Source organism: Hymenobacter properus, from assembly GCF_015694735.1.
Lineage (GTDB): Bacteria > Bacteroidota > Bacteroidia > Cytophagales > Hymenobacteraceae > Hymenobacter > Hymenobacter properus.
In genome coordinates this window covers 1-13,872 of record NZ_JADQDP010000004.1, presented here as the reverse complement: position 1 = coordinate 13,872, position 13,872 = coordinate 1, and the positions used below count along the sequence as shown (strand labels likewise).

The following is a 13,872-nucleotide window of genomic DNA, read 5'->3' as shown; positions in this document are numbered from 1 at the left end:
TATTGCAACTAATGCACATGAGCTCATGAAACAATGCTTCCTACTCCTCACATTAGGCCTTGGTTTTACGTCGCTGGCCCAGGCCCAATCGGCCGATGAAACGGCAGTGAAGTCGCTCATAGAAAGCTTTAATGCCGCCTTCAATGCCCACGATACAAAGGCTTTTGCGGCTGCTTTTACGGAAGATGCGGACTTCACCAATTGGGTCGGCCAGTCGGCACACGGACGCGCTAACATTGAAACATTCCATGTGCCGATACTCACGGTCGTCTACAAAAACGGCGCCCAGAAAATAGCCAATACCAAAATCCGGTTTATTCGGCCCGATGTGGCTGCCGTCGACGTTCAGACCGATGTAACCGGTGGCAAAACCTTCGACGGCAAAGACATGCCACCAATAAAGTTTTTGATGAACTGGGTCGCAACGAAAGAGCCCGATGGCCGCTGGCTAATCAAAGTAATGCACAACTCGAAGTTGCTCGATACAGGAATACCGCCAGTATACAAGAAATAGCCAAGCGGAGCCAAATGGTAAACCGCTTGGTCAGCAATCCGATTCTGGTACTGAAAAGCCTCAGCTGCTACAGCTGAGGCTTTTTTATTTGTGCCGGCCATTCTCAAACATCGCCATTCCTGCGGCGTAGAGAAAGACTCACACCCTTTCCCGACTCCTGCTATGGCAAACCAACTCCGCGGCAACGACCTCCGCAAAATTGGCTACCCCGAAGGCCCGGCCATCAACCGCGCCCTCGACGTGCTGGCCCGCAAGGAATTCAAAAAGATGGACAAAGGCAGCGCCCTGGCCCTGCTCAAGCAAATCAAGGACGACCCCTTCAAATACGTGCGCGACGAAAACTGGCGCCCCGTGGCCCAGGAACTCGTGCCCCAGCCCAGCCGCGACGTGGCCCTGAGCCCCGCCATCAAAGACTACCGCCGCTATGGCAACGACTTCATCGAGGACGGCGCCCGGCGACAGATGGACGTTGCTATGCAACTGCCCATCACCCTGGATGGCGCGCTCATGCCCGACGCCCACCAGGGCTACGGCTTGCCCATCGGGGGCGTGCTGGCGGCCGACAACGCGGTGATTCCCTACGGCGTGGGCATGGACATTGGCTGTCGCATGGCTCTGTCGGTGTTTGAGCTGCCGCCCAAGTACCTGGAGCAGCGGCGCGACGAGTTGCGCAAGCTGCTGCTACACCACACCAAGTTTGGCAACAAAGAGGTCTTCAAGCAGGTAAACATGGACGACCCCATTTTTGACCGGCCCGAATTCCGGGAAATTGCCGTGGCGCGCCAGAAGCGTGAGTCGGCTGTGAAGCAGCTGGGTTCGTCGGGCTCCGGCAACCACTTTGTGGAGTTTGGCCTGGTGGACATTACCGATGCGAAAAACGACCTAGGCGTGCCTGTGGGGCAGTACCTGGGCGTGCTTTCGCATAGCGGCTCGCGCGGGCTGGGCGCGGCCATTGCGCAGCACTACACTAAAGTGGCCATGGACAAATGCCCCCTGCCGCCCGAGGCGCGGCACCTGGCCTGGCTCTCGCTCGACTCGCAGGAAGGGCAGGAGTATTGGGCCGCCATGAGCCTGGCCGGCGACTACGCCTCGGCCTGCCACCACGACATTCACCGCCGCCTGAGCCAGGCGTTGGGCGAGAAGCCATTGGCCCAGGTCGAAAACCACCACAATTTTGCCTGGAAGGAAGTGCTGGCCGACGGGCGCACGGCCATTGTGCACCGCAAGGGCGCCACGCCGGCCGGGGCAGGCGTGCTCGGCATCATTCCCGGCTCCATGACGGCCCCGGGCTTCATCGTGCGCGGGCGCGGCGAACGGGAGTCGCTCAACTCGGCCTCGCACGGGGCCGGGCGGCGCCTCTCGCGCACCCAGGCCAAAGCTAAAATCACCGAAGGCGAGCTGCGCCGCGAACTGCGCGACCACGGCGTGGACCTGCTAGGCGGCGGCCTTGACGAAGCCCCGGCCGCCTACAAAGACATCCGGCAGGTGATGGCGCACCAGCAAGACCTGGTGGACGTGCTGGGTTCTTTCACTCCCAAAATAGTGCGAATGGATGGCGCCTAAAATCCAAGTTTTACAAACCGACTACCTGAGTTTCAACGTAAATGTCCCTATGTCTTCTACAGGAGACAGTTGTTTTCATAGCTAGGAAAGCCTCCCGTCTTTGGCGGGAGGTTTTTTATTGCCGCAGAATCAACGTCCATAAAATCAGCTGCCGTCCAGCTTTTGTGGTGTAGCTATCAACAAAAAAGCCCCGCCTGTAATCAGGCGGGGCTCTTCATTCGGGGCGCTGCTAAAGCGCTTTCCGCAGCAGTGGCTTATTCCACCACGAGGCGTTTCACCACGAGGCCGGAGGCCGTGCGGGCTTGCACCGAGTACACGCCCGGGGCCAGGCCGCTCAGGGGCAGCTCCAGCGTTTCGGCGGCACCGGCGGCCAGCGTCCGGGTGAGCACCGTGCGGCCCAGGTTATCAACCACCGACACATTGGTGGCTTGCTGGCCGCGTAGGGCCACCGGCAGCAGCAGCGTGGCCGAGCCGTGGGCCGGGTTGGGGTACACGGTGGCTAGCTTGGCCAGTGCGGCCGGGGCCGTGGCCAGCACGCGGGCCTGCGGCGTGAACACCACGGCATAGCGCCCGCCGGGGGCGGCGTTGGCGGCCAGCGTCAGGTTCACCATGGGCGTAGTGGCCAGGTCGGTGTAGGTGCCGGCAAGGGCGTCGCGCAAGTAGGCGTGGTAGCCGGCGGGCAGGTGGGAGAGGTCATCCACGGCCAGCGTGTAGGTGCCGGCAGTAGCCACGGCCAGTTGCAGGGGCAGCACCACGTCGGCACCCGTCAAGGTCGGCTGGCCGCTGATGGCGAGGAACTCGCCGGCGGGCGTTTCGGTGGCCAGCGTCAGGCCGTTGGTGGCCGGCAGGTAGTGGGCGTCGAAGCGGCTATCGAAGGCGGCCGTAGCGCCGGCCTCGAAGTACACCACGGTTTGCGCGCGCAGGCTGGCCGTGCCCAGCGACAGGGTCAGGCGCGGGCGGGTGTCGGCGGTGGTGCGCTGGAAGGGCGTGGTGTCATAGGTAGTCAGGCGGCTGCTGTTGGTGAAAGTCACTGCCCCGCCGCCGACCTGCGCCCGCATGAAGAAGCCCTGGGCCACCGGTACCAGGTTGGTGCCACCATTCACAGATTGCCCGTTCACGTACCCTGCGTAAGCGCCCGTGTACTGGCCGCTGCTCTTGAATACATACAGCGCGTCTTCCATGCCCGTCGAGTTGGCCCGCACGGTAGTGAAGTCGATAGCCGAAGGATAGGGGTTGCCCAAAAACTGCCAGCCGGCGTTGGTCTGCGCGCCGCGGGGCAGCGTGCCCGTTGCATACGTGCCGGTGTTGAGCGTGCCCTGGAAATCGACCAGATTGTTGCTGCTGAGGTTCACGGTGTAGCCCCGGCCCGTCACCAGTACGTCGGTCAGCGCGTTCGGCGAGAGGAAGCCGTTGTCGAAATCGCCCACCGCGTAGGAGGCGTTGCTGGTGGCCAGGCGCGACTGGTCATAATAGAACACGTTGGGGTAGGCGGTCACCAGGCGGGGAGTGTTGGAAGTATTGTAGGCCGGGTTCACCACCGGCGTGAAGTTGGTAGTAGCCAGGTCAGCCACCGTGTTGCTGGTGGCCACGGTCGTGTTGCGCGTCACCGGCGAGCTGTAGTGGCGGTAGCCCAAGCCCGGGTTGGTGGGCGTGATGTAGCGCTGCACCGTGGCCAGGCCGCTCACCACGCCGCCCGTGTTGTCCACAATGGCCGTGCCGGCAGCCGACGAGAGCAGCGTCAGGGCTTGGCTGTTGGTATTCAGGTTGCCGGTTTGCAGGCGCAACACCTGAGTCACGCTCAAGGCTTGGCTCAACGTAAGGCCGGCCGAGTTGGCCACCACCAGGTTGAGCACGCGGCTCGGTAGGCCCGAGCCCGTCACCTGCGCCGTGCCGGGGTTGTTGTAAGCGTAGCTGGCATCGGGGCTGAAAGAACGGGGAGTTAACTGAATAGCGCCCGTAGCGCCCGAGGCCGTGATGCCGGCCGGGTCGCAAATCACGAGGTTGGCGCCGGCCTGCAGCACGAAGCTGCCGGTGCCTGTCACCAGCTGGCAGTTTTGCACCAGGCCGCCGCCCGTTTGCACGGTCAGGGTGCCCGCTACGTTCAGCGTACCGGTAAGAATGGCATTGCCGGAGCCCGTCACGGTCACGTTGTTGTAGCTGCCCTGCACGTTTTGCGTCGTACTCACGGTCAGGTCCGTCAGCGGTGCGGCCTGAGTGGTGAAACCAACCGTGGCCGCGCTAGACGTAGCCCCGCCGGCGCAGTTGCTCACAATACTAACCGTGTAAGACGTGCTCGGCGTCAGACCGCTGAAGCTCACCGAAGTAGCCCCGGCGGGCAGCGTCTGCGTCGTGGTAGCCGGCGAGGTGGTCACGGTGTAGCCCGTGGCCGTGCCACTGCCGGTAAACGTGACGGTGGCCGAGTTGCTGGTTACGTTGGTGGAGGCCAGGTTCGAAGGCGCATTGCAAGGCGCCGCATTCACGGTGAACGTAGCCGGGGCCGAGGTGCCGCCGCCCGGAGCGGGCGTGGTCACGGTCACGTTGTAGGTGCCGGGCGTGGCCTGGTCGGCGGCCGTGAGCTGAATGGTAAGCTGCGTGGCCGATACAAACGTGGTAGCCCGCGTGGTGCCGTTGAAGCTTACCGTCGAGCTGCTGATGAAACCCGTGCCGTTTACCGTCAGGGTTTGGGCGGCGGCCCCAGCCGTCACCGCCGCCGGCGAAAGGCTGGTGATGGTGGGCGCAGCGTTGTTGGTAGTGAAGTTTACCGTGGCCGGGCCGGCGGTGCCGCTGGGGCAAATGGTGGTGATGCTCACCGTATAAGTGGTGCTGGGCGTGAGGCCGGTAAAGTTCACCGAAGTAGCCCCGGCGGGCAGCGTCTGCGTCGTAGTGGCCGGCGAGGTGGTCACCGTATAACCGGTGGCCGTGCCGCTGCCCGTAAACGTCACGGTGGCCGAGCTGCTGGTCACGCTGCTAGCCGCCAGGCCCGAGGGTGCGTTGCAGGCTGCCGCGTTCACGGTGAAGGTGGCCGGGGCCGAGGTGCCGCCGCCCGGAGCGGGCGTGGTCACGGTCACGTTGTAGGTGCCAGGCGTGGCCTGGTCGGCGGCCGTGAGCTGAATGGTGAGCTGCGTGGCCGATACAAACGTGGTGGCCCGCGTGGTACCGTTGAAACTCACCGTTGAGCCGCTAATGAAGCCCGTGCCGTTCACCGTCAGGGTTTGGGCGGCGGCCCCAGCCGTCACCGCCGCCGGCGAAAGGCTGGTGATAGTGGGCGCGGCGTTGTTGGTAGTGAAGTTTACCGTGGCCGGGGCGGTTGTGCCGCTGGGGCAGGTAGTGGTGATGCTCACCGTGTAAGCCGTACCAGGCGTGAGGCCGGTGAAGTTCACCGAAGTAGCGCTAGCGGGCAGCGTCTGGGGAGTAGTGGCCGGCGAAGTTGTGACGGTATAGCTCGTGGCCGAGCCATTGCCCGTGAAGGAAACCGTGGCCGAGCTGCTGGTCACGTTGCTGGCTACTAGGTTGGTGGGAGCCGCGCAGGTCGGCGTCACGCGGAAGATGGCCGGGGCCGAGGGCACGCCGGGGAAGGGCGGATTGGTCACGGTCACGTTGTAGGAGCCCACCGTGGCCAGGTCGGCGGCGGTCAACACGGCCCTGAGTTGCGTGGACGATACGTAGGTGGTCGTGCGGTCGGAGCCGTTGTATTGAACCGTGGCCCCAGGCATAAAGCCTGTACCGTTGACGGTGAGCGTGAGACCGGCGGTGCCCACTTCGGCCGAGGGGGGCACGAGGCTGGTGATGGTGGCCTGCGGAACGGCTGCAATGGCCAGCAGGTTGAACGGCGTAAAGCTAAAAGCGGGCACCACATTTCGCTTGTTGGTTGCGGCGCCGGTGGTCAGCGAAAAATCGTATATGTTGCTGGAAGAGTAGCCACTGGCATTGGGAGCGGTTAGTTCCAGCAAATAACCCGTGTTGACTCCCGGCCCGTTGGAGTAAATATCCAGATTCAACACCGCCTGCGCGGCCACGCCCGCCCCTAGCAGCCGAATGTCAGCGGCCTTGTTCAGCGTGCCGGCATAGCCAGGGTCCAACGTCGCCAATACGCCGGGAGGCGCACTCGGGTCGGGACGCACGTCCACGGTGTAAGCCACTGAGCTCGTGCTGCCCGGATAGGAATTCGTGTAGGCGATGCCGCTCACGCGGGCTGGGTTCAGCGCGGCGTCGGGGCTGGCATAATTCAGCGGGCCAAACGGCCGGGGCGTGGCGGTACCAGCCACCAAGGGGCTCTGGCCGGTTAGCACACTCAGACGGTAGTTGCTTTCGTTGGAGCTCACCACCCGCACCGAATCGGTATTCGGCTCGATGGCAAACCCAATGCGCGCCGTGGGGCCGCCCAGCAGCAGCGTCACCGGCGTGGTGTTGACCGGCGCGGCAACGGCGCGTTGCGGGTCGGCCGGGTCCGCCAATAGCATATAGAGCTGCACGTCATTGGTCAGAGAATTATATCCCAGGCCGTACAGCTGGCCCGTACTGGCGCGGAAATCGATGCCCACCAGCTTCTGGCCGCTCGTGACGCCAAAGATTTTCCGCAACTGCAAATTCGGGCCGCCCAAAACCGCGTCGAACGAGGCCAGGCCCTGGTCGCCAGTGCTGCCGCCCGGCGGGAAAATCGGGTTGCCTGCCGAAACGTTCTGCGTGAGCGTGCCGAGGCCAATAATGGACGTTTGTGCCTGGGCAAGGAAGCTGCCCGCTAAAATCAGCAGTGTACTCAGAATGATACTCAGGCAACGACTTGGGCTCAGTAGCCGGCCCGCGTCCGGGCGCGAAAGTAGGCGTGTGTACATAAGATGAAAGGGAAAAAATAATGAACAATCACCAACGAGGACGGCAGCGCCGCCCGTGGCGGCTCATACGACTTCGGCCCATTTTAGGATGAAAATGCACGAAAAAAGTGCATTCCTTTGTCAGGGCCTGGGCACCCGAATGCATCTAAAAATAAGAAAATTCCCGCTACAAGTCAACCCAACACCCGCACCGCATCGCCCACCCGGATGAGGCCGCCCTGGGCAATGTGGGCCGTGAGGCCGCCGTGGCCGCGCATGGCGTTGTAGCCGCCGGGGCCCAGCTCTTCTTCCATGCGCGAGCAGGGGTGGCATTCGCCGGTGATGTCAAGAATGACCTCATCACCGATTTGAATCTGGCGGTTTTTCAGGGCCAGCAGGTTGAGGCCGCTCACCGCCAGGTTGCGCCGCAGGCGGGCCGGGTCGAGCGGCGCATCGAGGCCCAGAAAGCCGGCCACCGCCGCCAGGTGCTCGTGCTGAATGAGCGTGACCTGCCGCTTGCCGCCGGCTTTGGGCCGGGCATGGTCGCCGAGCAGGTGCGAGTCGGTTTTTAGTTCGGCTTCGGGCACAGCCAGCAGCGGCTGGCGGCGCACCGGCCGTTGGCCAATCCACTCCAGGCGGCCGGTTTGGGGCAGGGTGGCCAGCAGGCGGGCCACGGTCGACTTGTCGTCGCCGAAGAAAGGGAATGCCATGGCAGGAAGGTTTTGGAAGTCTGGTTAATGCGTTTTCGTCGTTGACTTTTGGCTTAGCCTACGAAAAAGCCCCTGAATCAATCACAAAAAGCCAAGCGCTGAGGTATTACAGCTAAATGGGCCTGTCGAGGCCCTCCCGAATTTCGGTGTGCCGGATGAGGCCGCCCATGCTACCGGCCCGCGCCAGCAGCCCAAAGCTGAGCAGCGCGGCCCCCAGCGTGGCCCAGGCCAGCAGGCGGGCTTTGGGCGAAGCATTCTTGAGCAGCAAGAGCCCGAACAAAGCCAGCGCCGCCGTGGCCTCCAGCGTCCAGAAGGCCAACTCGGCCGCCGTGGCGTGGGCCTGGACGAGGGCAGGGCTTGTGCCAGACAAGCCCTGTACCACGGCCGCCGCGCCGTCGCCCGAGAGCTGGGCGGGCCAGCACAGCAGGCCGGCCGCCAGCACGGCCACCAGCCCCGCTTTCGACAGCGACGCATCGCGCTTAAGTAACCCCACACCCAGCAGCACGGCGGCAAACAGGCTGCCCGCGATGGGCAAGTGGTTGACGAGCAGGTGAATGTGGGCTTGGTTCATGAAAAAGAAACTAGAAGGGGGCCCGGCCCAAGCGGCAGGGGCCACAAAGCTACTGCAGTGCCCCACAGCAGTGCCCCGCGACGCAACCGTAAGCGGCGCCGTGCGACTCTTTGCAATTGAACTGCTACGCCGGCGGAATCGTTATTTCAACAGCCGCCGGTACGTTGTGCGAAGCGGCCATCGGAGGGGGCTGCGGCAATGAAAACCGAGCTTACTCGTTGTAACAATAACAAGGCGCATGCGCCGCTGCGGGTTGCCGGATGAAGGCGCCGTGTCACATTTCTGGCATCCCGCTTGCCTTAGGTTTCGCTACTAGTCATTCACTTTTTCGATTGCCTGCTATGACTTTGTTCTCACGTCTTCTGAGCCGGCTGGCTGCTCCGCTGCTGGCCCTTCCCTTGGTCCTGGCAGCGCCCGCCGCGCAGGCCCAATCCGCCCCGGCGCCCACCGATGTCATCCGTGAGATTACGGACGCCGTGGGCCTCAAAGCGCGCTTCGAGTTGCGTTCCACGCGCGAGGTTGATAACGCCGCGGCCGTTATTTACGACGGCAAGCGCTACCTGCTTTACAACCCCGATTTCCTAAACGAAATCAACCGCGCCGGCCACACCGACTGGGCCGGCATCAGCATCCTGGCCCACGAAATGGGCCACCACCTCAACGGGCACACCCTGCGCGGTGGTGGTTCGCAGCCGGCCGACGAGCTGGAGGCCGATGAGTTTTCGGGCTTCGTGCTGCGCAAGCTGGGCGCCAGTCTGGCCCAGGCTCAGGCCGCTATGGCCACCGTGCCCGACGATGGCGGCTCGGCCACCCACCCCGGCCGGGCGCCGCGCCTCGTGGCCATCGGCCAGGGCTGGCAACGCGCCAACACGCAGATTGTGGCCAGCACCCAAGTTAAAGCCCCGTCGGCCGCGCCGGCCGTGGTGGCGGCCAGCAAGCCCCAGCCGGCCTCGCGCCCCAGCTACGACAATACCTCGGTGCGCTTGTTCCCGACCGTGCAGACGGATAGCGACGATTCGCGCGAAATGGTGGCCGTGAGCCAAACCAGCGGCGACGCGGTGCGCCTCGTGGGCCAGCTCACGTTCCGCAACGACCCCAGCCGCCGCTACTACCTCACCAACGCCCTGAAGGTGGTCCGCGTCGACGACGAAGACAACGCCGAAGTGGTGGGTCGCATCAGCCGTACCGGCAGCGAAACGTTTCCCTTCGTGCTCACCGATACCCAGCAGCGCCGCCTGTTCATCACCGCCCGCGGCGATGTGTACGACAAGGCCGGCCAGCGCGTAGCCAAAGTGCACGATACCATCTAAAAAGCGCTTAGTCCTGTTCAAAAAAGCCGGCCTGCTGCATAGTAGGTCGGCTTTTTTGTGCGGTTACGGGGCGGGTTTTGATGGGCTGTTGTTCCTTCGCGGCCGTTTCCTCTTTCACGGTTCCCTTTAACCATGCTCCATTTGCCTTTTCTGCTGGTCGATGCCTTCACCGCCGAGCCCTTGCGCGGCAACCCCTGCGCGGTGGTGCTCGACGCCGACGACCTCGACCCCGAGCGGCGCCAGCGCCTGGCCCGCGAGTTCAACCAGTCGGAAACGGCTTTCGTGAACCGCGCCGCGCCCGGCAGCGCCGAGTTTACGGTGCGCTTCTTCACGCCGGCCGAGGAAATTCCGCTGGCTGGCCACCCCACCATTGCCGCCGTCACGGCCCTGCTGCACGCCGACCGGGTGGCGCTACCGGCGGGCGGCGCGGCCCTCACCCTTACGCTGCACTTGCTGCACGGCCCCATCCGGGTTGATGTGCTGCCGGGCGCCTCGGGTGGGCCGGCCCTGGTGTGGATGACGCAGCGCCGGCCCGTTTTCGGCGCCACGCACGCCCCGGAAACCGTGCTGCCGCTCTTCGGCCTCACGCCCGACGACCTGCTGCCCGGCGCGCCCATCCAGACGGTGAGCACCGGCACGCCGCAGCTCATGATACCCCTGCGCGACCACGCTGGCCTGCGCCGTGCCCACGTAGCCGATGCCGCCGCGCTGGGCCGCTACCGCGCCGGCAGCGACTTCTTTAGCCCGCACCTGTTTTGCCTGGGCGGGGCCACGCCCGCGGGCCACACTTTTGCCCGCCACTTCGGCACCCCGCCCGACGTGTCGGAAGACCCCGTGACGGGCTCGGCCACGGGCGGCATGGCGGCCTACCTTTGGCACCACGGCTATCTCGATTCAGCGGAATTTATTGCCGAGCAGGGGCATGATATGGGTCGCGCCGGCACCGTGCAAGTACGGGTGCACGGCCCCCGCGAGGCCATTGAGTCGGTACAGATTGGCGGTACTGGCGTGGTGGTGCTGGAAGGCGGCCTGCGGGCGGATTTGTAGCGCGCTGGTGCAACTACGACGGAAGTTGGGCTGTTTAAAGCAATAGCAGAACGTTGTGTTATACTGTCATGCTGAGCGCAGTCGAAGCATCTCTCCCGCGCAACTAATTGATTTTAGCAAAGCGGGAGAGATGCTTCGACTGCGCTCAGCATGACGTTCATTATAAACGCAGCATTCAATCCGTCAACCCAACCACTCCGTCTGTGCCCGAATTACCCGAAGTCGAAACCTACCGCCGATTTATTGACGAGCTGGCCGTGGGCCAAACCATTGCCGCCGTGCAGGTAAACGATGCCCACGTGCTGGCCACGCCCGAAGCTGAGCTGCGCGCCGGCCTTGTGGGCCGCACCATCACGGGCACTTCGCGCCTGGGCAAAAACTGCTTTGTGGAGCTGGACAATGGCAAGGTGCTGGTGCTGCACTTCGGCATGACCGGCGACGTGGGCGCCTACCGCGACGAGCCCGACGCCCCGCGCTTCACCCGCGTGGCCCTGCACCTCGCATACTCCGGCCTGCGCCTGGCCTTCATCGACCCGCGCAAGTTTGGCCGCATTCGGCTGGCCGATAGCGCGGCTGCCCACCAGAAAGCCAAAAAAATAGGCCCCGATGCGCTGGAAATAACCGCCGCCGAACTGCACCAGAAACTTAGCCGCCGCAAAACCTTGCTGAAGCCGCTTCTGCTCGACCAGGGCATTACGGCCGGCCTCGGCAACTGGATTGTGGACGAAGTGCTGTTCCAGGCCAAAATTCACCCTGAGCGCATTGGGGCCACGCTCACCGAGAAAGAGGGCAAGGCTCTGCACGACGCTGTGCAATTGGTGCTGAACACGACCATCAACCAGGATGCCAACTACCGGCATTTCCCGGCCAGCTTTCTCATTCACGCCCGCGAGTGGGACACCTCGGCCACGCCGGCCAGCGACGACGCCCACACGTTTTGTCCGCGCCACCAAAACGTAAAAATCGACAAATACTACGTGGGAGGACGCGCTACCTACACCTGCCCCAAGTGCCAGCCTGCCCCCGAATCAGTGCATGTTGCCAAGGCTGCCGGCAACAATAAAAATGCCTGAGCACGCCCCGAAGCCCACGATGAGCACCAGCAGCATGCTCACGAAATAAGGCGCGGCGCCCACACCTTCGGGGCCGCGGCCACTGTGCGCAATGGCCAGAATTAAATTATATAACGCCTGGCCCAGGTAAAAAAAGCCAAACAAGAAAATACCGGCATCGAATCCCATATTGGCTGCTGCACCCAGCACCACGGCCGTAGCCAGCAGAACCAGCAGATTGTTGCGAACAATGCTGCCGAAGGTGGGCTTATTCATAAGCGGATACAGATTTTAGTGAATTTGTGCTGGGTCTTCGATAACTTCTACCTCTTGGTGGTTACGGGATTCCCTGGCGCACATGCCAAACCCGATAATCAACAGGAGCAGCAACGACAGAAAAAATCCACCCGCGTAGCCCGCACCGCGCTGCCGCCTAAACAGAAGCCGCTCAAACAGTAGAAACACTAAGCCAAGGAAGCCATTAAATAAGGCCAAAGCCAATGTGAATAAGCCCAGGCCGGGACCATTATGCCGGTTGAATGCCACCATGAATAGCAGGAACGCTAGGTTGATGCCCACGGGCCAGGCGTAAGGATGCTTTCTCTTGTCAGGTGGGTTGGTAGCCATTTTTTAGAACATTTAGTACCCCCCACCGCACATACTCCAGCCAATCAGCAGCAATACGAGCCCGACGAGCGCGGCAATGAGGCAACCGTTGGATTTGGGCGGTTCGCCGCGGGGCGGGCCAACTGGCTTAAACGGCTCCATTACACAACGCCCACCCGCTCGGCCCGCAGCTCTTCCAGCCGCGCTAGCTTTTCCTGGTCGCGGTAGAAAATGTTCATCGTTTCAAACGGGATGATTTTCAAATCCTTGCTCACAATGTGGACGCAGGACTTCTTCACGGCCCGCACGTCGAAATTCCACGGGTCCATGAACTGCAGGATGATGATGCGGAACAGGTTTTCGTAGCTTAGGTTGGGGGCCGACACCTGCGGCAGGCAGCACAGCAGCTGGTTGATTTCGGGCACCACCGTGTCCACCGTATTGGCCGTGCTGAAGAGCTTGAGCATGTGCTGGCGCAGGCGGGGGTCGCGCTCATACACAATGGTATTGCCAGCGTTGGTGAGCAGGTCGGCAGGGTCGACGTAGCGTGTTAGTGGGAAAACCTCGCCGTCCAGTTTCAGCGCATAAGCCATAGCCAGGGCGTCGGGGTTGCAGGGCACGGGCAGCAGGTCGTCGGCCGTAAACACTGGGCTTTGGTCGATGATGCCTTGGCGCACTTCCGTGAGCGAAAATGAGTCGATTTCGGGCCGGAAATTCTCGATGCGCCCGGCCGCCTGTGTGGGCTGGAATGTGACGCCGCGGATGCACTTCTGCTTGAGGGCGTAGTCGATGATGGCGCCCATCTCGTCGTCGTTCAGGCCCTTTTGCAGCGTCACCACCAGCGTGGTGCTCAGGTTGTATTTGTTCAGGTTTTCGATGGCCTTTTGGCGCACTTCGCGCAGGTCGCGGCCGCGCATTTGCAGCAGCACGTCTTCGCGGAAGGAGTCGAACTGCAGGTATACCTCAAACGCGCCTGCATAGGTAGCCAGCCGGGCTACGAAGGCTTCGTCCTTGGCCAGGCGCACGCCGTTGGTGTTCACCATCAGGTGCTTGATGGGCTTACGCTTGCACATATCCAGAATTTCCCAGAACTGCGGGTGCAGCGTGGGCTCGCCGCCGGATATCTGCACCACGTCGGGTTCGCCTTCGTTGGCCACCACCAGGTCCACCATGGCTTCCACTTCGTCCAGGGAGCGGTGGCGGCCATGGGTGGGGCTGCTTTCGGCGTAGCAAGTGGGGCAGGTGAGGTTGCAGCGGTCGGTTATTTCCACCACTGTGAGGCAGCTGTGCTGCTCGTGGTCGGTGCAGAGGCCGCAGTCGTAGGGGCAGCCGTAGTGCGTGGCCGCGTTAAAGCGCCGCGGCGTTTCGCTGGGCTTCACGTAGTTGCGGATGCTCTTGTAGTACTCAATGTCGGTGGCAATGCGCACCTTCTGCCGCCCGTGCTCGGGGCAGCGCTTGAGCATGAACACGTTGCCGTCCTCAAAAACAATCTTGGCCTCGATGCGGCGAAGGCACTGTGGGCAGAGGCTGAGGGTGAAATCGTAGTAAGTGTAAGGCCGTTCGGGCATGGCGGACGCGGGGAAAGGAAGTTCGACAGTGGAAGATAGGGGAGGAGCTAGCATTATTTCTGTCATCCTGAGCGCCGCGAAGGACCTTCTCACGCTTAGACTGCTAGCGTGAGAAGGTCC

The 13,872-nt window shown here is 62.8% G+C and carries 11 protein-coding genes; 5 read left to right on the top strand and 6 right to left on the bottom strand.

The annotated features are described in order from the left end of the window. Positions 1–25 precede the first annotated feature (25 nt). Positions 26–514: an SgcJ/EcaC family oxidoreductase gene (locus I2I01_RS16600; RefSeq protein WP_196287632.1), complete on the top strand. Its 489-nt coding sequence runs from the start codon at positions 26–28 to the stop codon at positions 512–514. Positions 515–676: 162 nt separating this feature from the next. Further along, on the top strand, positions 677–2,077 hold the full coding sequence (locus I2I01_RS16595) for an RtcB family protein (protein WP_196287631.1): 1,401 nt from the start codon (positions 677–679) through the stop codon (positions 2,075–2,077). Positions 2,078–2,331: 254 nt separating this feature from the next. Here the strand turns inward: I2I01_RS16595 and I2I01_RS16590 are convergent, their stop codons facing one another. The 3 genes from I2I01_RS16590 to I2I01_RS16580 all read right to left on the bottom strand — a co-directional run bounded on the left by I2I01_RS16590 (position 2,332) and on the right by I2I01_RS16580 (position 8,169). Continuing rightward, a complete protein-coding gene (locus I2I01_RS16590) occupies positions 2,332–6,909 on the bottom strand; it encodes a fibronectin type III domain-containing protein (protein ID WP_196287630.1) in 4,578 nt (1,525 codons plus the stop codon). A 173-nt stretch (positions 6,910–7,082) separates the two neighbouring features. Then, positions 7,083–7,598 carry an MOSC domain-containing protein gene (locus tag I2I01_RS16585; RefSeq protein WP_196287629.1) on the bottom strand — a complete coding sequence of 172 codons (516 nt, stop codon included), beginning with the start codon at positions 7,596–7,598 and terminating at the stop codon, positions 7,083–7,085. Positions 7,599–7,710: 112 nt separating this feature from the next. After that, positions 7,711–8,169: a hypothetical protein gene (locus tag I2I01_RS16580; RefSeq protein ID WP_196287628.1), complete on the bottom strand. Its 459-nt coding sequence runs from the start codon at positions 8,167–8,169 to the stop codon at positions 7,711–7,713. Positions 8,170–8,510: 341 nt separating this feature from the next. Here I2I01_RS16580 and I2I01_RS16575 point away from each other — a divergent pair, with 341 nt between their 5' ends. From I2I01_RS16575 to I2I01_RS16565, 3 genes are all read left to right on the top strand, one after another. Further along, positions 8,511–9,479, top strand: a complete 969-nt coding sequence (locus tag I2I01_RS16575; protein WP_196287627.1) for a M48 family metalloprotease — start codon at positions 8,511–8,513, stop codon at positions 9,477–9,479. Between the two features lie 132 nt (positions 9,480–9,611). Further along, positions 9,612–10,526, top strand: coding sequence for a PhzF family phenazine biosynthesis protein (locus tag I2I01_RS16570; protein WP_196287626.1), 915 nt, complete (start codon positions 9,612–9,614; stop codon positions 10,524–10,526). Between the two features lie 203 nt (positions 10,527–10,729). After that, on the top strand, positions 10,730–11,599 hold the full coding sequence (locus tag I2I01_RS16565) for an Fpg/Nei family DNA glycosylase (protein WP_196287625.1): 870 nt from the start codon (positions 10,730–10,732) through the stop codon (positions 11,597–11,599). Here the strand turns inward: I2I01_RS16565 and I2I01_RS16560 are convergent. The 3 genes from I2I01_RS16560 to I2I01_RS16550 form a co-directional block, all read right to left on the bottom strand. Continuing rightward, a complete protein-coding gene (locus I2I01_RS16560) occupies positions 11,555–11,854 on the bottom strand; it encodes a hypothetical protein (RefSeq protein ID WP_196287624.1) in 300 nt (99 codons plus the stop codon). The two genes, I2I01_RS16565 and I2I01_RS16560, sit on opposite strands and share 45 nt — an antisense overlap. A gap of 15 nt (positions 11,855–11,869) precedes the next feature. Next, positions 11,870–12,205 carry a hypothetical protein gene (locus tag I2I01_RS16555; RefSeq protein ID WP_196287623.1) on the bottom strand — a complete coding sequence of 112 codons (336 nt, stop codon included), beginning with the start codon at positions 12,203–12,205 and terminating at the stop codon, positions 11,870–11,872. A gap of 140 nt (positions 12,206–12,345) precedes the next feature. Beyond that, positions 12,346–13,752 (bottom strand): radical SAM protein, encoded by a 1,407-nt coding sequence (locus I2I01_RS16550; RefSeq protein ID WP_196287622.1) that lies wholly within the window; start codon positions 13,750–13,752, stop codon positions 12,346–12,348. Between the last annotated feature and the right edge of the window lie 120 nt (positions 13,753–13,872).